The organism is Streptomyces sp. SCSIO 75703 (genome assembly GCF_036607905.1).
Lineage (GTDB): Bacteria > Actinomycetota > Actinomycetes > Streptomycetales > Streptomycetaceae > Streptomyces.
In genome coordinates this window covers 1,688,191-1,706,555 of the sequence record NZ_CP144555.1, presented here as the reverse complement: position 1 = coordinate 1,706,555, position 18,365 = coordinate 1,688,191, and the positions used below count along the sequence as shown (strand labels likewise).

The following is an 18,365-nucleotide window of genomic DNA, read 5'->3' as shown; positions in this document are numbered from 1 at the left end:
AGGGGAAGGTGTCGGGCCTGAAGCTGTTCCGCATGGACACGGCGAATAGCGGCATGATCCAGGTTATGCCGCGTCTTGCTGAGATCGAGGCCGATGTGCAGGGCCTTGTCGAAGCGCACATGGAGACGCTGCTGGGCGTCCGGTTCCTGGCGAGCGAGCACAGCACCGGACCGGTGCACGGGGGTCGGATCGACTCGCTCGGGCTGGACGAGAACGGATCGCCGGTCATCGTCGAGTACAAGCGCGGCACGGACGCCGGCGTCATCAACCAGGGCCTGTTCTACCTGGCCTGGCTGATGGACCACCGGGCGGAGTTCGAGCACATGGTCCGCGACCGGCTCGGGGTGACGGCCGCGTCCCAGGTCCTGTGGGGCGGCCCGCGCCTGATCTGTATCGCCGGCGACTTCACCCGCTACGACGTGCATGCCGTGCGCGAGCACCGGCGGTCGATCGACCTGGTCCGCTACCGACTCTTTGGCAGGGACCTGCTCGGGCTTGAGACGGTGGCCTCCGTGAGCGGCGGGGTGCAGGCGGCCCGCCGGGCGCGGCGCCGGCCTGTTACCCGGGCGGCTGCCGACGTCCAGGGCGCGGCGATGGTGGAGCTGGCGGGCGCGGTCGACGAGGTCCTGCTCGGACTCGGGGACGGTGTGAACCGGGTGGAGCGCAAGACCTACCGGGCGTATCAGCGGCTGCGAAACTTCGCCTGCCTGTGCCCGCCGCAGCGGACTAAGCTGCTGGTTTACCTGAAGGTTGACCCGCAGGGCGTCGACCTCGTTCCGGGCTTCACCCGGGACGTGTCCGGTCTCGGTCACCACGGCACGGGTGATCTGGAGGTGCAGCTCCGTACGCCGAGGGACGTGGAACGCGCGCAGGATTTGTTCCGGGCGAGCTACGCCGCGGCGTAGCGGATACCGCTGCACGGCACCTGGTGGGCTGTGCTTCGAGTCGTGTCTGTGGCCGTGAGCGGGTCCTTCCGACAGTCCGGGCAGGGGGGTGGCGGTGGACTATCTATGGTCTGTGGGATCGCCGGTTTGGCCAACCGGCGTTCCCACGCTATGCTGCCTCGCCTGGGTGGGCGACTGATCAGCATGAAGGGTTGGCAGCTGGCCAGCCGTCACCGCAGGAGACGTCGCGCCGGAGCGGTAGGCCGCCTGATGACTGGGATTTCCCGACTGCCTGCGCGAGGGTTTGAGCTGACAGCCTGACCGGATTCAGAGGCACAGCACTCAAGATCCAGGCTCATGGCTTCTACCGGTCGCCGTCTCGGGTCGGCGTCGTCTACCGGGCCAATAGCACGGTAAATTCTTCGTTCGGGCACTGGATCAACTCGTCGCCCAGCGCCTTCCTCTCTGCCGGGTCGACCGACAGCCGGAACCGGGTCTTCACCACCACCCACTGGGTGTTGTACTCGCACCGGTTGACCTCGGCCGGTGGCTGCCACTGCGCCGGGTCCTTTCCTCCTTTGGAGCGGTTGCTGCTCGCGGACACCATCACCAGGGAGCGCGGGTCGTCGAGGTCGTTGGCGAAGTCCTGCCGTTCCTGGGGCGTCCAGGCGGGTGCTCCGCTGTCCCACGCCTCAACCAGCGGCACACGGTGGTCGGCGTCCAGTCTGCTGGGCCCGTCGATGTAGGTGTTGTCGTAGGCGCTGTACCAGCGGCCCCCGGTCAGCTTGCAGCCGGCGCCCTGATCCGGCGCTTCGACGGCTTCTTCCAGAAGGAGTTCCTGTCGGGTGTTGCAGCCGTCGTGGTCGGCGTCGATCCAGTGCTTGAAATAGCTACGCTTGTACGGCGTGGTGTCCTCGGGCGCGACGACCAGTGCGTCCAGCGCCTCGCGGACGGTCAGGGTGACGGTGCCCCCTGGGGCTGCGGCTGGGGCCGGGACAGCGTGGGCGGAGACGGGAAGGAGCAGAGTGGCCGCGGCGGCGGCGAGCGCGAAGGTACGGCGCATGGGTGTCCCTTCGAAGAACTGGTCGCGCTCTTGCTACCAAGGGACGGCGCCGACGCGCCCGGGACCGGTGGCACGGTCACCGGATAGAGGGAGAACCCGAGGGAAGGGCGCCCGGCCCGTGCACGCTCCCTGCGAGGGCGAGGGTTTGCCGGAGTGGGCCCAGGCAGGTATCGAGGGGGCGCTGCTGCGCTGCCATCGGAACTGACTGCCGATGGCAGCGTAGACGTACCCCGGGCTGACCTGCCCCTGGCGGGGTCTGCATCGAGTGGCCGGCGGCTACCGTTCGGCGAGCATGCGCTGAAAGAGCACGGCGGCGGTGTCGTCGGCAGCCGCGCCATCGAAGACGTCCAGGCCCGGCTCGGGGGTCGCCCGTCTGCATGTTCCGACGCAGTCCAGCCGCTTTCCGTCCAGTACTCGCTTCTCCCAGTCACTTGCACGACAGGGAGCGCCCTCGGCGAGGCCGTTGTCCCCGAGGCCCGAGTGGACGTCCAAAGCGTGGGTCAGCCGGATGGGATATCACCGGCCCTCTGCCAGCGCCTCAGAATTTCACTCGAAGGAGTGACTGCGAGTGAGTGTCGAATAAGGACTTTCACCACACGAGTGAAAGGCCATCTCTCAGGTTTCGAATGACTTTGATCGGCTTCGGAAGTGTTGTGGACACACTTCGTCGTGCTGGCGGTGCTTGGGGGTGATCGTCCATCCCCAGCGACGGAGTGCCTGGATCCGCTTTCGCGGTTTTCGCCCACCCCAGGCAGGCCCGGGAGTGCGATTAGCGTGCTGCTCGGCACTGGGAAGGACCCCGAGTTGGTGTCGAGTCAGCATCAGGGCCCTTCCCGACGTGCCGGACCGAAACCCCATCTGAGGAGGCAGCATGATTCAGCACGTTCGCCAGCAGGTTGCAAAGCTCCTGCCAGCAAACCCCGAGATTAGCATCCCGGTTTCCACCGTTCTTGAAACCGGAGTCCAGAGCGTCACCGTGGTGACCTTGCGTTGGGGCACCGTTGCGTCGGCTGCTGCTGTGGCGACCGTCCATGTCTGGCCGGAGCCCCTCCCGGTGAGGCTTCTGGCCGCGGTGCTGGCCGGGGTGCTGGCCGCGGCGGCGATGGACCGCAGCAGCCTGACACATGTCAGGGTCCGCCGCACTCTTTGACGCTCCCCGGCGCTTTTCGTCTGGCTGCCGCCTCCCTGGAGGCGGCAGCCGCCCGTCGTTGCCTCAACACCGGGTCTGCGTGTGCGTCTTGTCGCGTCTCTGCCGTCGTCGTTAATCTTGATCCGTGAGGTGATCACTATGGTGGGTTCCGAGCAGCGTGGACCCGGGGGCGATCCGCAAAGTGGCGACCACCCAAGCCACTGGGTCGCGCTCGTGGGAACCGATGCAGGTGCCGTGCAGGCGTACGCCGCCTTCTGCCGCGACTACGGTCAGGTCTACCGGCGTTATGCGGGTGCGGTGATCGGAGATGCCGCCGTGGGGAGGACCCTTGCTGACGCGGCTCTGCAGGAGCTGGGGGCTCAGTGGCCACACGCCCTGCGCAGCGCGGATCCGTGTGCTCTCGGCTGGGTGCTACTGCGAGCGGCCACGGCCTTCCGCCGCACATCTACGGTGAGGGCGCTTCAGTGTGCTCTGCGTCCGCAGGAGGTGGATGCCCTGGTACTGCACTACCGTCTGGGGCTGTCCGCAGCCCGAGCAGGCGGTGCGATGGGTGTGTCTGCGGGCATGTTCGATTCGCTTCGTCATGACGCTCTGCGTAAGGCGGCACGGCTGGACTGGGGGCTGAATATGCCACCAGCGATTGCGGTCTGACTGGGAAGAGGTGCGCCGGAGCAAGTTCCGGTCGTTGTTCCTCTCGATCTGCTCCGATGGCGTTTCGCTCGTTGGTAGGAGCGGGTAGCAGTCAGGGCGACCAGCCTCCTAACATGACACCCCTGTCCTCGGAGTTCCGTGGCATCCGAGGGGGACCTGTGTGTCCCAGAGCGTGGGGAGCGGCCCATCATTGATGTCAGTAAGCCCAGTGTTGCCAGAATGTACGACCACTTTCTCGGCGGAACCGACAATTATCGGGCTGACCGGGACGCCTGTGAAGAACTACTTCGTATCGCTCCGAGTACACGCGAACTTGCCCTGGTAAATCGGGCGTTCCTGGTGCGGGCGGTTCGTTACCTTGCCCGTGAGCACGGAGTGCGTCACTTCCTCGACCACGGCTCTGGCCTGCCAACACGGCCCAACGTGCACCAAGTTGCGCAGTCGGTCGATGCGTCGAGCGAAGTCGTCTACATCGACAACGACCCCGTGGTCCTTGCCCACGGGCGCATGATGCTCGCCGAGGACCCGGCCACCACGGCAGTTCTCGACGCGGACATGCGTGACACGGAGGCGATCTTCGACAGTCCCGAAGTCCGGAGGCTGCTGCGGAGCGGGGAACCTGTCGCCGCCCTTTTCGTGTCGGTCCTGCACTGCATTCCCGGGCGGGATGATCCGTGGGCTCTCGTCCGTCGCGTTGCCGAGCGTCTTCCTGCCGGGAGTTATCTGGTCATCTCGCAGCTTGCCAGCGGCAACCCAGAACTTCGCAAGAAGATCACCGACTTCATGGCCGAGATTACGGGTAATCAGTGGGGAGAGGTCCGGGGGATAAACGAGGTGGAGCGGTTTTTCGACGGCCTTGACCTGCTGGAGACGGAAAAGCCCGTGGAGGTTTCACGCTGGCTGCCTGACAGTGACCTGGCTCCCCGTCAGCGCACGGAGGAATGGATCGAGTACGGCGGAGTGGCCAGGATCGTCTAGATATCCTCCTGCTTCGCACGGAACTCTGCGAGAAGCGGTTCGATGTACTGCTCAAGGAGATCCAACGACTCGGTCTTTGACAAGGCCCTCGTCCACAGGTCCTCCAGAGACGCCTGGTACTTCTCGATTTCCTCGTCGTCGACCAGCAGGTTGCCGCTGCTGTTCCGGGTCTCCAGGTACAAGGCACGGCCGACCGTGTTCTCGTACGGTTTGAGCAGCATCATCGACGGGTGGAAGGCCACGCCCTCGTGGCTGGCCGACCACGGCAGGATACGGATGTGGATGTTCGGCCGGGTCGCCGCGAGAGTGAACAGGTGCAGCAACTGTTCGCAGTGCACGGCCGGCCCACCGACCGGCGCGTGGAGCACGCCCTGCGACAAGACGGCCTCGTACATCAGGGAATCGTCCGATCCGTCTGTCGCGTCGAGGAGGGCCTGGCGCTGCAGCCGAATCTCCAGGCGCCGCTTCACCAGCTTGCGGTAGGTGCGCCGGCCCTCCTCGGTGGGCTGCGCGTCGGCCACGCCCATCATCAGGGCGCGGGCATGCCGGCGGGTCTGGAGCATGCCGGGGACGCCGTTCTCCTGGTAGGTCCGGATCATCTTGGAGGTGGCCTCCAGGGCGAACAGTCCGGCCAGGGGCTCCGAAACCACGTCGGAGGGGTTGGCCCATGACGGCGAGTTCTGCATCCGCTGCAGGGACCGCGCTGCCTCCTCCCGCACGGCGTCCGTGGCTCCGCAGGCACGGAGGAAGAGGTCGACTCGGGCCGGGTCCTGGGCCTGCCTCCCGGTCTCGTACTTGCTCAGGGCGGGGGCCGACCCCATCTCCGGGACGTGAGAGACGGCTTCGGCCTGCGTCCAGCCCATCTGATCCCGGTGCTGCTTCAGCATCGCGCCGACGGCCCGCGCCACGGGGTGTGGCGCGGGCCGGGGCTTGCTTCCTGGCCCTGGAAGCGCGGAGAGGCGAGCGGACACGGTGCGGACTCCTTCTGCGTGAGCGGCACCCTCGCCGCAGCGGCAACAGGATTGATCGCCCGATCAACTCAGAGCAAGTCCAGGCCAGGATATTTCAGTCGGTCAGATGCCGAAACTCGCCCTTGCTCACTCCGTCGGCGAAAGCGGACAGTTCGCCACGCGTGAAGACCAGCGCGGGCCCCTGGGGGTCCCGGGAGTTGCGCACGGCGATGTTTTCGCCGACCTCGGCCACCTCGATGCACTCGTTGACCCCGTCGCTGCGGGACGCCTTGATCCAGCGCACCCCCTTCAGTTCGCCGGAGCTAATTCCGTTGTAAATCGCAGACATGCCCTGCCCGCCTTCCTCTTGTGACCAGCGACAACTCCCCGCGTCGGCCGGTCTGGACTCCACTCCTCCGTTTTCACCGAGGCCGTGAAAATTTCACGGCCAGAAGTGAATGGGTGAAAGTCTAGCGATATCCCAGGGGTGCGCGTCGTCCCTCGAAGGGGTGTTTTCAGGTGCCGGAGAAAGAAAAATGCGAAAAGCATATTGATGCGGTAAGTGACGGCCCGCCTTCTCAGAGAATGGCCGAAGCCCACCCCTCCCACGGCGGGGCGGGACGCGGGTCGCAGGCGAGTGCTGTCACGCGCTTCGGCGCGATGTTCAGGAAGGCTTGCAATTGCACAGAGGGACCCGTCGAGTGGGCAGCCGTGGTGGTGCGGCGGGTTGGCACGGGGGCGCGAGTCGCGCGCGATTGCTGTGGCGGGCGCCGCCCCTACGGCTAGCGGGTGCCAAGAGACTGGAGGCCGGCGAGAGCGCGGCATGCGCAACGACGAGCTGGCACGGGTTGTCGGCCTACGCCTATATGCGGCGGCAGATACGGTCGGCCGCTGTGATGAGTGAACGCCACAAGCTGTGCCCGGGCCCTGTGCCCGATAGACATTGCTCGGGCACGGCGGGAACCAGGTGGAGCGCACGATCTGCCGGCCGCATCGGGGGCTGCGGAACTTCGCCTGCCTGTGCCCGCCGCAGCGCAGCAAGCTGCTGGGCTCCCTGAAGGCGGACCCGAAGGACGTTGCCTCTCGACGTACTCCTCGCCGTGCAGGTAGACGGACTTGCCGCCCCGGTGGAGATATGTGCCGACCGCGACGGTGGTGTGGCCATCGTGGGCGTGGGCGTGGATCAGGAGGCGGCCGTTGCGGAGGTCGTCGTGGATCTTCTGGGCCTCGCTGGAGACCTCGCGGATTTCGCTACGGCTGAGCCAGGGCATCGGATAGTTCACCCAGGTCCATTCCTCGTCGATGGCCTCCTGGAGCCGTGGGGTGATGCCTTCGGCGATCAGGTTCTGGGCGGCGTCGGCGGCCCGGTAGGGCTCCTCGTGATCGATGCGGGCCAGGACCAGGACGCCTGTGGTGGCGACACTCCAGCCGGCAGCCTCCAGAGCCATGGAGGCGACACGGGCCTGAGTGCCGGTCAGGACGGCCTGCACGGCGCTCGGGTGCGTGGGGTGGGTGTCGAGGCGGACATGGGCGTCGATGGAGGCAGTCACGTGGGGGCCTCATCCGTTCTGCCGGTGGCCGGACCCGCTGGCCCGGCCACCGGCGTAATCGGGAGTTATCGGGTTGCTCGTGTGGGCCGGGCGGCGTGTGCGGCAGTGGTGGTCGGCGGGCCGGCGCGGGTGGCAGGCGCTGCTCGCCGCTGCTGCGGCGGAGTGGCTCCGGCGGCGTGCTGCCAGCGGGTGCGGACGGCGGCGATGTCAGCGAGAGCGCGGCGGGCCCCGGCGACGAGCTGGAAGGGGGTGTTCGCCGCGTCGCCGACGTACGTCTCGACGCGCCGTCCGGTGTGTTCGGCCGTGGCCAGCAGGGAGCGCCGCAGGGCGCGTTTGGCCCAGTGCTCGACGGATCCGGCCGGTTCGGCCAGCATGCGCAGGACCTCGGCTGGTTCACGGCCGTAGTCGAGCAGGCCGCGCTGCTGGGCTTCCCACAGGACGGTGACGGGGTCGATGGGCTCGTCGCGGCGGGCGAGGGTGGTCAGGCACTGCCACAGGCCGGCGTGCAGGGGCAGGGTGAGGTCGTGAGGGACCAGCCACCGGACGGCGTCGATATCGTCCGGGCGGGCGGTGGCGGTCGCGAGCAGGAGCTGCTCCTCCTCGACCGCCTCGGTGTCGTCGGCGGCGGTGGGAGGAGGTGCCGGGGTGCGGGGAAGGACACCGGAGCGCGGGGGGAAGCGGTTCGCGATGTCGTCCACGACCGCGGCAAGTGCATCCGCCTCGGCGAGCGCTGTCTGGACGGGGTGCGGGAGGGAGGCGTCGTGGACGGTGTGGACGAGGCGTTCGGCGGCCGTCAGCAGGCGGCGGCGGGCGTGCTCGGCCTCGACCATCCGGGCGTACGCGGGGGCGTGGCGGGGCCAGGGGCAGACCTGAACGAGGGCGTGCAGGTAGGAGGCGGTCAGTCCGCGCGCCTCCTCCAGGGCGGTGGCGAGTACGCGGTCGAGCCACCTGGTGTTCTTCGCGTGCTCGACGGGGTCGGGCCGTGGCAGGGTACTGATCGCGGCATACAGGGCGGCGTGCGCGGCGGTGGAGAACGAGTCGGCGGCGATGCCGTTCACGTCGTCCAGGCGGTGCGGGTCGAGGAGGAGAGCCCCCAGGAGGGCCTGCTCGACGTGGAATACCGGCTGGGGCGGTGTGATGGTGTCGAGATTGTCTTCGTCGGGTTCGGGGGTGTGGGGCATCAGGCGGCGAGGGTGAAGTCGTCGGGGTCGAGGGTGACGCCGAGGTGCGGGGCGAGGAGGTGGCCGGCGAGCAGCGGGGGCACGGCGTTGCCGATCTGGGAGAACTGCTGGCCCTTGTTGCCGGCCCAGGGGTAGTCGGCGGGAAAGGTCTGCAGGAGGCCCGCCTCGCGGGCGGTGATCCGGATCGGCTCGGGAACGGCCGGCGCATCGGTGTCCGTGGCCGAGGGTGTGACGGGTTCGGCGACCCAGGTGCACTCGTTGGCGCGGTGCCCGAAGAACAGCGTGCCAGCCGGCTCCTGGATGGACCGGACGGTGGCGTTGGCCTGGTTGTTGCTGCGCAGGGACCAGGACCAGCGGTGCGCCTCGGCGGTGAACGTGGGCGCCGGAGCGTCGGCCGCACGATTCTCGCGCGTGCCGTGCCGGGCCGCCCACCCCGCGCCTTCCCGGCGGGACTGCAGAACCACCCCGTCCGGCCGCGGCATCCAGGTGCCGCGCTCCCGCGCGTCGGACAGCGTCTTGCGAGAGCCCGACGGGAACGGCTCGGGGCCGCCGCCAGGCCCACCTCCTGCACAGACGGTGGGGACGGGCCGGTCGGTCGCGCCCCATCCCAGGGCTTCGGCCATGCTGACCCAGCGGGCACGGCCCGGACCGAACAGCGATTCCGGCTCGGCGAGCTGGGCGTGCGTGGGCGTGGGCGGCTGCGCCGTCCGGACGCGGGAGGCCAGGAGGATTGCCCGCTTCCTGGTCTGCGGGACGCCGAAGTTGGCGGCGTTGAGGATCCCGCACCAGACGGAGAACCCCCACCCTCGCAGGACGGCAGCGTACTGCTTCCACAAGGGCAGCACGTCCGGTGCTTCCTCCATGGCCACCCAGTCGGGCTCGCCGACCGCGTTCAGCGCGTGCAGGTAGCGCATCGGCTCGGCAGCGAGCAGGGAGCGCTCGTCACGACAGGCGGAGAGGAGGCGTTCACGGGTGTCGCGCCCGGCGGCCAGGTCCTCGACCGCCGCGTGCACCAGCGGCTGGTCGACCAGGCCGAGGCGCTTGCCGGCCATGCTCCACGCCTGACACGGCGGCGAAGCGATCACACCGCGGGTGCGGCCGAGGAACGGCCAGGCCGGATACCTCGCCACGTCGCACCGGATGGTCAACTGACCCGCCGCAGCGCGGGTCTTACATGCCCACGGGTCCCATTCCAGGCCGACGTCGCGCACGCCCAGGACGTGCAGTGCCCTGCTCCAGCCACCCGGCCCCGCGAAGAGATCGAGTATCACGTGGCCAGCCCGAAATCGTCCTGCGTCAGCGCGTCGGCGTCGCCCCGGCACGCCCAGGGCGAGCAGCCGTCCTCGACACCGTTCTCCAGGACCTCGGCCTCGTCCGCGCTGATCCGCAGGGCGGCCCGCTCGGCAGCCGTGACGTGATCGATGGGGGCTTCGCTGAGCGGGACGCGGGAGCGGTGCAGGAACGCCTCGCCGAGCAGTCTGTTGCCGGTGGCGTTGGCGCGGGCATTGCCCTGCCGGATGGCCGCGTCGAATTCGACGACGTCCGCCCACTCGGACGGAGAGGTGTCCCTGATATGCCGCCACTGCGCATTTCCATGGAACGGGCATCCCAGGCAACTCGACTTCGGGGTATCGGCGAGACCGAGGGAAGTCAGGTAGCGCGCGCAGTCGGCCCTGCTCCAGGACATGTCCAGAAGGGGATGCCGGTTACGCATGTACTTGACGTCCGCGTCCTTCGCGCGGTGGAATTCATCCGTGGAGATTCCTACCCACTGCTCGACGAAAACACCCTTCGGGATGCGTGCCGGATAGGGGTAGCCGAGCAGTTCGCGGACCTTCTGCTTGATTGGCTTAACCTTATATTCGCCGGTGCACTGCCGCCGGGTCATTCCAGGTCGCCCGTCCTGATTGAGGATGTGGAGCGGCATGGAGGCGAACCGGTGTTCCGGGTTCAGGGCGTCGTCTCGGATATTTCCGGCCGACACGCGCAGTACGGGTATCCCGGCGGGGGCGGCTATCTCTTCTTCCAGGCGGTCAAGGTGTGCATAGACCGCTGCGGGTTCCCATCCGGTGTCGGCGAAAATCGCGTAGTCGACCTTGGGGAGAATGCCCTCGGCTGACAGTGCAAGGAGCGTGCTGGATTGAACTCCCGCGCCGAGGGAGAGGGCGCGGAATCGGGGCTGATCTGAAATGGTCTGTCCTGGGTGTAGGGGAAAGGGGGGCGCTCGCATCGCGGCTGTCGCGTCACTGGCAGGGGGATTCCGGCCACTCGCGGGCGTCGCAGAGGGCGGGGATGCGGTCGAGGAGGTCGGCGGCCGACTCGATGGACTGCTGCGGTGTCGGCCCGATCAGGACGACCCGCCGTGATGTGGCGGCGGCCTGGCGGCGCTGGTTCTCCACGGCGCGGGCAAGAGCAGCCGTCAGTTCGGCAGCGGCGTCCTGGGCGGCCTTGGTGATCTGCGCGACACGGTGAAGAAGCAGCAGGTCCGTAGGGGAGGGCCGCGACGTCTGGCGGCTGCGGGTGAGAAACAGCCGCAAAGCGATGCCGGCGAGGTCCTGGGCGTCAGTGATGCGCGCGGCCAGTGCGGATGCGTCCCGTTCGGCGGGCAGGGCACGCAGGGCCTGGTGCAGACAGGACGCGTCGGAGGCGATGCGGGACAGGATCGGGACCGGGTTGGTGGAGTCAGGCACGGGTCTCCGTGGCGTACGGGTACAGGGCGTGGGCGAACGCGGTGGTGAGCACCGGGGCCTGCTCGGGGGAGGCCATCAGGGCGCGGACGACGGGGGTGCCGATGACGACGGCGTCCACCAGTGGCGCCATGCGTTCCGCGAGGGCCGGGGTGGAGATCCCCACGCCCGACACGATGGGCAGGGGGCTCGCGGCACGAAGGCGTGTCGTGAAGTCGGCGAGCGCGGGCACGTCGAGCGGGCCGCGGTAGCCGGTGGGGCCGGTGCTGGCGGGTGCGTAGAGCCATCCCGACGCACCGGCGGCCACGGTGGCGAGACCGGTGTCGGCGAGGTGGCGCGGGACGAGGCGTGGGGTGGAGAGGTTCGCGTCCTTCGCTGCGGCCTGCCAGCGCTCTGCCTGGTCGTCGGGCAGGTCGACGACCATCGCCCCGGCGGCGCCCGCGTCAGCGAGCAGTCGGGCCAGGTGTTCGGGGTCGTGCCGGTGGACTGGATCCCAGTAGGTCATGACGACGGTCGGCCGAAGGCCAGCGGCGTGCTCGACCGCGCGCAGGGCGCGGGCGAGGACGTTTCCGCGGCTTAGGGCGCGGCGGTAGGCGGCTTGGATGACGGGCCCGTCGAGGCCGGCGTCATGGTGGGCGAGGCCGATCTCGAACAGATCGGCGCCGGCCCGAGCGATCTGGTCGAGCTGACGGCGCTCGGCGCGGGCCGGATGCAGTCCGGCGGCAACGAACACGCCGAGCGCGCACCGAGGTTGGGCAAGGAGGGCGTGGAGGGAGTCGGTGGCGGCCAGGAGATGCCTTTCTCGGAGGGCGGGCTGTCGCGGCAGGTCAGCGGTGGCGTGGTGCCAGCGTGGGCGGGGAGGCCACGGGGGTGGTGGCACTGCCGTGGGCGGCCTGGGCACGGGGCGTGGTGGGCTGGTGGCTGAAGGCGGAGGCCACGCGGTCGAGGGCCTGGGCGATCTGCCGGGCCTGGTCGTGAGCAGTAGCGAGCTGCCCGGCGACATCGGTGGGCGGGCTGCTGTGGGCTCCGATGGGTCAGTTAACGGCTGCGGGCGGCCGTCTTCGCAGCGGTGGGTGCGGGCGCGGGTGTCGTGCCGGGCGCCCTGCGACTGGGCGGGCTGCTGATGGCCGTGGCCAGCGCGGTGGTGCCGGCGGGAGTGAGGCGGACTCGGTCCTGGAGCGGGCCGCCCACATAGGCGGCAGGCGCGGACTCCGGAACGCGCTCCGCGAGCCCCTTTGCCTCCAACGCCCGCAGTGTGCCCATGAGCACGCGCTCGTCGCGGTAGTGGACGTTTTGCCGTCCCAGGGAGCTGGTGACCACCACGTTCCCGCAGGCGATCTCCCACAGAGCGGTGTGGTGAGCGGCGGTCAGGGTGTGCTCCGGACCGTCGCCTGCTGCCGTCCCCCGGCGGCGTCGGATTTCGTAGGCGAGGGTGTTGGCGCAGCCCATCGCGGCTTCGGGTGCCAAGGCCGTCAGAGTGCGTGCCATCGGGAGCTGCTGGTCCGCGGAGGCACTGCTCAGGAAGGCGAGCTGCTCAAGGCGGACCACTGCGTCCGACAGATCGGGACTGCGGAAGAGACGTCCGTCGGTGACCGCTTTGAGGGCGGTGCGGGTCGCAGAAGCGAGTCGCTGGGCGGAGGCGGCGTGGGCGTTGGGCTCGGATGGCGGATGGGCCCGCAGGAGACGGTCGAGCATGTCGTTGTGCTGCACGTACTGGTCTGCGAGCAGCAACAGGCGCTCAACCGGCGTCGGCGGGGCGGCCACGTCGAACAGGAAGCCCTCGGGCGGCGTCGTCATACGCGGCGCCGGGCAGCGAGCACGGGCGGTGTGGAGGGCGCCTTCTGCGGGCTGGGCCTTTGGGCCTCGGCGATGAGTTGCCGGTCTTCAGCGCGCGCCGAGAATGAGGCGAGGCGTCGGGAGAGCCGTCGCGCTACGGCGCGATAAGTGGTGGCCGCTTGCTGCATCTCGACACCGGCACGGCGAAGCTGATCACGGCTGGTCGCCGGGGTGGGATCGGCGTCCTCGTACAGCAGGATCTCGGTGCGGTGATGGATGGCGAGGTTGCACAGGGTGGCGGCCAGTGAGATCTGGGAGCAGGCGCCGGCGAGGAGCGCCAGGTTGTCGGCCCCGTCCTTCATCGCGGGGTACTGGCTGACCGACAGGTCGTGCACCTGCCGCGTGCACTTCATCGCCAGCTCGTGCACCCGCAGGCTCAGGAGTGCGATCTCTCGGACGGGCTTGGCGATCTCGCCCTCCCGGATGCGTGCCGCCTCCACGGACAGCTCCTTCAGGGCGGGGGCCACCTCGCCGAGAAGGCGGGTGTGTTCGGTCAGGTCGACGGTGTGCAGGACAACTCCGGGAGGACGCGGGGCGGTACGGGGCAAGGTGAGATGTTCGGTCCGTTGCTGTGCAGGAACGGGCTCGGTCAGAGGGCCTCCCACAGCAGGCGGGCGACGTGGTCGTTGCCGTGGCCGGCTCGTGGGCGAGACGGGGTGTGCCATCCGGCACGGGGCGGCCGGCTGGCGATGACGCGCCACCCGGCGCCGCGCAGTGATGCGCCGCTCTCGCCGTCCTGTGTGTAGGTGACCAGTCGCCGGTAGCCGAGGGCTTTCGCTGCCCGCCACGCGGCCCCATAGAGCAAGGAGTTGGTGTTGGGCGCGCCGTCGGTGGCGGTCCGGGTGACTTCGAGGGTGGCGCCGTCGTCGAGGTGACGGGCCACCGGCCGGCCAACAATGGCCACGGCGCGCAGCGTGCCGGTCTCGTCGGCGGCGCCGACCGCGAAGATCTGTCCTGCGGGCGGCGGGTGGTGACGGTGCCAGGCGCGCACGAAGTCCTTCGCCTCACGGGAGCGGACCGGCACCAGGTGCAGCGAGGTGTCGTTCACGCGGCCGTCCCGAAGTCGGACTGTGTCGGCGCGTGCTTCGCGATGGCGCGGGCGGTGATTGCCTTCGAGGCGCGGGCGGACGCCGTGGACAGCTCCTCCGCTCCTGGCTCCCGGTACCACGGCCGCAGGTCGAGCATCGCGGCCCGCATGCCGGTGGCGAAGCACAGCGCGGTGCCCTTGGGCAGGGCGCGGATCGCGTCGGCGGGCAGGATCCGTTCCTGGCGCATGCTGACTGAGGTCGACTTCCCGGACTCCGAGTGTGAGGTGGACGTGGTCTCCACGTCGTGGTCGCCGATCAAGCGGCTGAGCTTGTCCGCGAAGTCGGGGTCGTCGATGCCGGAGCCGATGACCTTGACGGTCGAGGCGGACCACATGGCGTCCATGCCCGCGTCTCCCCAGACCTTCTGGCCCTGACGGTAGGACTGGAGGATGGTGATCGGGATGATTCCGCGGCTGCCGAGGTGGGAGTACAGGTCCGGCAGGTCGCTGATCTTGCACACGTTGGCGGCCTCGTCGAGGATCGCCAACATGGGCGGGTCCAGGCGTCCGCCGGCGCGTTCAGCCTGGGCGGTGGCCGCGCGCATGACGGAGTCCGCGCACGCGGCGATCAGTGCCGAGGCCCCGCCTCCGCCGTCCTTGCTCAGCAGGAACAGCGTGTCGGTGGAGGTGACGAACTCCGACGGGCGGAACTCGGGAACGTCCTTCTGCGGGGTGACCCAGGCGGCTATCTCGGTGTTCAGCAGGGCGGCGGCGTACTGGCGGGCGGTCTCGTAGATGCCGTCGCGCGTTTCCGGGGGGCCCTCGACGGTGCCCTTGAGCTGTGCTGCGACGGCGACGAAGTCGTGGTCGCGGAGGATGTCGAGCGGGGTGCGGTCGGCGGGGAAGGCGAGCCACTGCATGATGTCGGTGATGGGCCGCTCGTCGAGAGCTGCGGCCAGTAGTAGTTGGGAGAGGATGTTGCTGCCGGCCTTGGACCAGAAGTCGCCCTGCTGGGAGGCGTCCACCGAGGCGGCGAGGAAGTGTCCGGCGAGCCGGTTCGCCCCGTCCAGGGTTGTCGCGCTGGTGAGGGGGTTCCACCACATCTCGCGTGCGGCGTGCGCGATCTGCTGGGGGTCCATGGTCCACACCTGCCCGACGCGGGAGCGGGCCTCGTATGTGGTGGTGAATGCGTCGCCTGCGGCCTTGTTCGAGGTCAGCAGGACGGGGCCGGGCGCGGCGAGCATCGAGGGGATGGCGAGCGAGGTGGTCTTGCCCGAGCGGGGCGCCATGATGGCGACGGCCACATCTTCGTAGCCCATGCGCACCTCGTGCCGGGTGTTCTGCAGGTTGCCCAGGAGGATGCCGGTGTCGCGGGCTTCGATGTGCTTGGCGTCTTTCAGGCTCGGACGCAGCGAGCGGGCTTTGTCGGTGATCGCCTTGGCCATCAAGGGCTCGATGTCCCGGGCCTTGGCCATGCCGGTGATCTTCTTCCGGCCGCCGCCGCGGTTCTTGTGCCGGAGCCACAGGGCGACCGCCGTCACCCCGAGGGCCAGGAGAAGCAGAACGGGAATGATGCGTGTCCCGATGAGCAGGGCGTTCTCCCCGGCCTCGGGCCAGACCTGCTCGGGGTGGAGCAAGGCGTTGGTCGGCTGGTAGGGGGCCCAGCTGCCTCCGGTGAGGGAGGCGGTGATGTTGCCGCACAGCCAGGCCAGGTGGGACAGGGGGACGGCGACGGCGAGCACGCCGAGCAGGAGGCGCAGGACAAGGTCGTATCCGTCGGTGTTGCTGCTGGAGGGGGAGGGGGGCAAGGGCTAGGTACTTCCAGGCGGGGACGGAGAATCAGCGCAGGCGGTGGCGCTCGGCCTGCGGCCGTTGCGGAGGGTGCGTACTCCTCGCCGGTGGGCCGGATCGGCGTGCGGTGAGGGAGCGGATGCGTTCTTCCAGGGCGCCGGCGACCTGCGTGGCGGGTACTTCCCGGTGCGAGAGGGTGATGAGGTCCGGGTTGCGAGTCGGGAGGCTGGAGGGGCCTGCGGAGCGGGGCACCGGTCGGGGATCGGTGAGCGCGGCGGTGAACGCGGTGATCAGGTGGGGTGGGGTGTGCTCGCTGAAGTGGGCTTGCCACAGGAGAGTCCGGAAGTCGCGGAGGGCGGTGTCGACCCACCAGGCCCCGGTTGTCTCGTCGGCCTCGACGCGGACGGTGCCGTCGGGTGAGGCGAGCCGGTGGTGGCTGTAGGCCGGAGACCAGCCCGCTGTCAGAAGCGGCTCCTGCGGATCCCAGTTGTCTGCTGGATCGGCCGTGGGATCGGTCAGCGCATCGGTGAACGCAGCGATCATCTCAACGGGGGTGCGAGCATCGAAGCAGGCGAACCAGGCGGGCCGGCCCGGCGCGGGGGCGTGCTGCAGAGTCCACCACCGTCCGTCGGGGTCGGGCTCCAGCCGCAGGAGAGCCTTCTGGTCGGGGCTGGAAAGCAGGACGCGGGGCATCAGGGGGTCGTGACCGAAGCTCCAGCCGCAGGCACGGTGGAGAGGGACGGTGATCCAGGCTGCATCGCCGCCGCCGGCCAGGTGACGCGGGGCGACGAAGTCGATGTCGACGTTGGCGGGGCGGTCGGGCATGGTCACCATCCCCTCGCACCGTGTCCGCTGCGCCGGGACGTCAGGGCGGGGAACTGCGGGCGCTTCGGCCGGGACGGTGCTCGGCGTGCGGCGGCCTGGATGTCGAGGATGACGCGGCCGTGGCAGGCCCAGTCGTCCAGATAGCTCCAGCACTCTGCGTGGTGCTCGTCCAGCGCGTCGACGTACGCTTCGCTGCCCGGTCCGGCGCCCTCGGGGAACTGGGCCTGGGTCTGGCGCCACTGCGCGTCCAGGGCGTCGAGATGGCTCAGTGCCTCCTCCAGGATGGTCAGTTGCCCGGGCCAGGTATCCCGCGTGAGGTGTGCGGGCAGGTGCTGGAGCTGGAGCCGGGCGGTGGCCAGCAATTGGCGGGCGCCAGGGCGGATGCCAGCGAACGCTGCGGCGGTGTCTGCGTCACGGACGGCGGCCCGGTAGCCGTAGGCGTCCTCGTCGAGGGGCCAGCCGTCCAGGTCAGTGTTGAACTCGGTGAAGGCGTCCCAGGACGCCAGGATCCGTTCACTGTGGCGCAGGTAGCGGTTGAGGCGCCGCAGTGAGGCGCGGCGGCCGTGGTTCGTGGTGCGGGAGATGGAAGCATCCTTTGAGGTCAGCGGCGGGCGGCCGGCTGGACGGCGGTGGTGGGCGCCGGGGCTATCGCGGAGGCGGTCTGCTGACGGCGCCCGGCGCGGGCCTGTGCTCGGATCGTCTTTACCCGGGCGGTATGCGCGTCGACTACCTGCTGTGGGCGCAGCGGACTGGGCTCCTGGACGGCTCGGTGGTGAGCGGTGCGGTCGAACATGCCGCGCTGCAGGGGCCGGAGGTCGGCCAGGGCACCGAGGAAGGCGCCGGCCAGGTGATCGGGAACGTGCTCATCAAGGTAGGCGTGCCAGATCCGCGGGCCCGGGAATGATTCGTCGCTGCTTGTCCTGACCTCGATGTGCCAGTACGGCCCTTCATGGAACTCACTCATGGCGCGGTGTTCGATGCGGCACCGTGCGTCCGGAGAGAGCGCTGTCCCGGCATCGTCGCGCTGCCAGCCTGCGCTGGTCACCGGCTGCCAGGGGTCCGGCTGGGGTGAGGGTGGTGTGATGAGGGCGTCGGTGAGGCCGGAGAGGACCTCGGCCGGCACGAGTTCACCGAACTCGGCGTACCAGCCGTAATCGTTGTCGCCGGGGGCGGCCCGCAGCCGCCACCAGGCGGAGGTGGCGGACTGCGGGTCGAACTGCAGACGGTAGCGGTGATCGGGGCTGACCATCACGATCTCGGCGCTCAGCGGGTCGGAGACCGTGGCCCATCCGGCCGCGGCCAGGCCGTGGGTGACGTGGCGGGCGTCGCCCGGACCGGCGAGGTAGCGAGGGCTGGTGTCGAAGAAGATCTGCCTAGCGTGTTTGTCGGCGAAGGCGTCGAGCTGGCGTTCGCTCAACGGCACCGGCTGCACCCCTGCTCGCTCTCGGCGTCGTCGTGCAGCGCACGCAGCTCGTCCAGGACGTAGTGGAGGGTGTGCTGGTCGGTCTGCTCCCAGGCAGCGGAGCGCAGCTCGGCGAGCAGGAGGTTGACGTGCGCGGTGCGGGGGATGGCCTGGTGCTCCTGGATGGTGCGGGCGAGGGCACGCAGGGCGTCGGCGAGTTGGACGGGCAGGCCCGTGTACTCGTCGAGGAGCGGCTCGACGAGGGTGAGGGCTTCGGCGGGGTCGGGGCTCTCGCGCAGGTACTCGGTGACATCCGACAGCGTTTCGGTCAGGGTGCGCAGGGATTCCGGGGTGGGGACGGGCATCGGGCTCCTTGAGACGGGGATTCAG

19 protein-coding genes and 1 pseudogene are annotated in these 18,365 nt (G+C 69.4%); 3 read left to right on the top strand and 17 right to left on the bottom strand.

Annotation, left to right across the window (positions count from 1 at the left end):
* The first annotated feature begins 8 nt into the window (after positions 1-8).
* Positions 9-905 carry a DUF5655 domain-containing protein gene (locus VM636_RS07330; protein WP_338484059.1) on the top strand — a complete coding sequence of 299 codons (897 nt, stop codon included), beginning with the start codon at positions 9-11 and terminating at the stop codon, positions 903-905.
* A 373-nt stretch (positions 906-1,278) separates the two neighbouring features.
* Here the strand turns inward: VM636_RS07330 and VM636_RS07325 are convergent, their stop codons facing one another.
* Positions 1,279-1,947 carry a DUF1524 domain-containing protein gene (locus VM636_RS07325; RefSeq protein ID WP_338484057.1) on the bottom strand — a complete coding sequence of 223 codons (669 nt, stop codon included), beginning with the start codon at positions 1,945-1,947 and terminating at the stop codon, positions 1,279-1,281.
* An 871-nt stretch (positions 1,948-2,818) separates the two neighbouring features.
* On the opposite strand from VM636_RS07325, the gene VM636_RS07320 reads away from it, so the two are divergent.
* On the top strand, positions 2,819-3,097 hold the full coding sequence (locus VM636_RS07320; RefSeq protein WP_338484055.1) for a hypothetical protein: 279 nt from the start codon (positions 2,819-2,821) through the stop codon (positions 3,095-3,097).
* An 840-nt stretch (positions 3,098-3,937) separates the two neighbouring features.
* On the top strand, positions 3,938-4,726 hold the full coding sequence (locus VM636_RS07315) for an SAM-dependent methyltransferase (protein WP_338486322.1): 789 nt from the start codon (positions 3,938-3,940) through the stop codon (positions 4,724-4,726).
* Here the strand turns inward: VM636_RS07315 and VM636_RS07310 are convergent.
* The 16 genes and pseudogenes from VM636_RS07310 to VM636_RS07235 form a co-directional block, all read right to left on the bottom strand.
* The gene (locus tag VM636_RS07310; protein ID WP_338484053.1) at positions 4,723-5,613 is read right to left on the bottom strand and encodes a helix-turn-helix transcriptional regulator; all 891 of its coding nucleotides are present in this window, start codon (positions 5,611-5,613) and stop codon (positions 4,723-4,725) included. The two genes, VM636_RS07315 and VM636_RS07310, sit on opposite strands and share 4 nt — an antisense overlap.
* Positions 5,614-5,791: 178 nt before the next feature.
* The gene (locus tag VM636_RS07305) at positions 5,792-6,025 is read right to left on the bottom strand and encodes a DUF397 domain-containing protein (protein ID WP_338484051.1); all 234 of its coding nucleotides are present in this window, start codon (positions 6,023-6,025) and stop codon (positions 5,792-5,794) included.
* A 736-nt stretch (positions 6,026-6,761) separates the two neighbouring features.
* Positions 6,762-7,226, bottom strand: a pseudogene (locus tag VM636_RS07300) (hypothetical protein); the annotation flags it as partial.
* Between the two features lie 65 nt (positions 7,227-7,291).
* Positions 7,292-8,407: a DnaB-like helicase N-terminal domain-containing protein gene (locus VM636_RS07295; RefSeq protein WP_338484049.1), complete on the bottom strand. Its 1,116-nt coding sequence runs from the start codon at positions 8,405-8,407 to the stop codon at positions 7,292-7,294.
* On the bottom strand, positions 8,407-9,678 hold the full coding sequence (locus VM636_RS07290) for a DNA cytosine methyltransferase (RefSeq protein ID WP_338484047.1): 1,272 nt from the start codon (positions 9,676-9,678) through the stop codon (positions 8,407-8,409). Before VM636_RS07290 ends, VM636_RS07295 begins: the two co-directional genes overlap by 1 nt.
* On the bottom strand, positions 9,675-10,637 hold the full coding sequence (locus VM636_RS07285) for a hypothetical protein (protein WP_338484045.1): 963 nt from the start codon (positions 10,635-10,637) through the stop codon (positions 9,675-9,677). The genes VM636_RS07290 and VM636_RS07285 overlap by 4 nt, the downstream gene beginning before the upstream one ends.
* Before the next feature lie 13 nt (positions 10,638-10,650).
* Positions 10,651-11,097, bottom strand: coding sequence for a hypothetical protein (locus tag VM636_RS07280; RefSeq protein WP_338484043.1), 447 nt, complete (start codon positions 11,095-11,097; stop codon positions 10,651-10,653).
* Entirely contained in the window at positions 11,090-11,974 is an 885-nt protein-coding gene (gene trpA / locus VM636_RS07275) for a tryptophan synthase subunit alpha (protein WP_338484042.1), read from the bottom strand. The genes VM636_RS07280 and trpA overlap by 8 nt, the downstream gene beginning before the upstream one ends.
* A gap of 158 nt (positions 11,975-12,132) precedes the next feature.
* Positions 12,133-12,825: a hypothetical protein gene (locus tag VM636_RS07270; RefSeq protein WP_338484040.1), complete on the bottom strand. Its 693-nt coding sequence runs from the start codon at positions 12,823-12,825 to the stop codon at positions 12,133-12,135.
* Between the two features lie 62 nt (positions 12,826-12,887).
* Positions 12,888-13,478: a hypothetical protein gene (locus VM636_RS07265; RefSeq protein WP_338484038.1), complete on the bottom strand. Its 591-nt coding sequence runs from the start codon at positions 13,476-13,478 to the stop codon at positions 12,888-12,890.
* 41 nt (positions 13,479-13,519) lie between these two features.
* Positions 13,520-13,978, bottom strand: a complete 459-nt coding sequence (locus tag VM636_RS07260; RefSeq protein ID WP_338484036.1) for an XF1762 family protein — start codon at positions 13,976-13,978, stop codon at positions 13,520-13,522.
* On the bottom strand, positions 13,975-15,765 hold the full coding sequence (locus tag VM636_RS07255; RefSeq protein ID WP_338484034.1) for a TraM recognition domain-containing protein: 1,791 nt from the start codon (positions 15,763-15,765) through the stop codon (positions 13,975-13,977). The genes VM636_RS07260 and VM636_RS07255 overlap by 4 nt, the downstream gene beginning before the upstream one ends.
* 31 nt (positions 15,766-15,796) lie before the next feature.
* Positions 15,797-16,573, bottom strand: coding sequence for a DUF317 domain-containing protein (locus tag VM636_RS07250; protein WP_338484032.1), 777 nt, complete (start codon positions 16,571-16,573; stop codon positions 15,797-15,799).
* Positions 16,574-16,575: 2 nt separating this feature from the next.
* The gene (locus VM636_RS07245) at positions 16,576-16,935 is read right to left on the bottom strand and encodes a hypothetical protein (protein WP_338484030.1); all 360 of its coding nucleotides are present in this window, start codon (positions 16,933-16,935) and stop codon (positions 16,576-16,578) included.
* A gap of 239 nt (positions 16,936-17,174) precedes the next feature.
* Positions 17,175-17,996, bottom strand: a complete 822-nt coding sequence (locus VM636_RS07240) for a DUF317 domain-containing protein (protein ID WP_338484028.1) — start codon at positions 17,994-17,996, stop codon at positions 17,175-17,177.
* Positions 17,987-18,340, bottom strand: a complete 354-nt coding sequence (locus tag VM636_RS07235) for a hypothetical protein (protein ID WP_338484026.1) — start codon at positions 18,338-18,340, stop codon at positions 17,987-17,989. Before VM636_RS07235 ends, VM636_RS07240 begins: the two co-directional genes overlap by 10 nt.
* Positions 18,341-18,365 lie beyond the last annotated feature (25 nt).

What these genes read in the sequence shown, in the direction of transcription:
- VM636_RS07310 (WP_338484053.1), bottom strand. Translation starts at nt 5,613, where the DNA reads ATGCTGAAGCAGCACCGGGATCAGATGGGCTGGACGCAGGCCGAAGCC.
- VM636_RS07305 (WP_338484051.1), bottom strand. Translation starts at nt 6,025, where the DNA reads ATGTCTGCGATTTACAACGGAATTAGCTCCGGCGAACTGAAGGGGGTG.
- VM636_RS07285 (WP_338484045.1), bottom strand. Translation starts at nt 10,637, where the DNA reads ATGCGAGCGCCCCCCTTTCCCCTACACCCAGGACAGACCATTTCAGAT.
- VM636_RS07325 (WP_338484057.1), bottom strand. Translation starts at nt 1,947, where the DNA reads ATGCGCCGTACCTTCGCGCTCGCCGCCGCCGCGGCCACTCTGCTCCTT.
- VM636_RS07235 (WP_338484026.1), bottom strand. Translation starts at nt 18,340, where the DNA reads ATGCCCGTCCCCACCCCGGAATCCCTGCGCACCCTGACCGAAACGCTG.
- VM636_RS07320 (WP_338484055.1), top strand. Translation starts at nt 2,819, where the DNA reads ATGATTCAGCACGTTCGCCAGCAGGTTGCAAAGCTCCTGCCAGCAAAC.
- VM636_RS07250 (WP_338484032.1), bottom strand. Translation starts at nt 16,573, where the DNA reads ATGCCCGACCGCCCCGCCAACGTCGACATCGACTTCGTCGCCCCGCGT.
- VM636_RS07295 (WP_338484049.1), bottom strand. Translation starts at nt 8,407, where the DNA reads ATGCCCCACACCCCCGAACCCGACGAAGACAATCTCGACACCATCACA.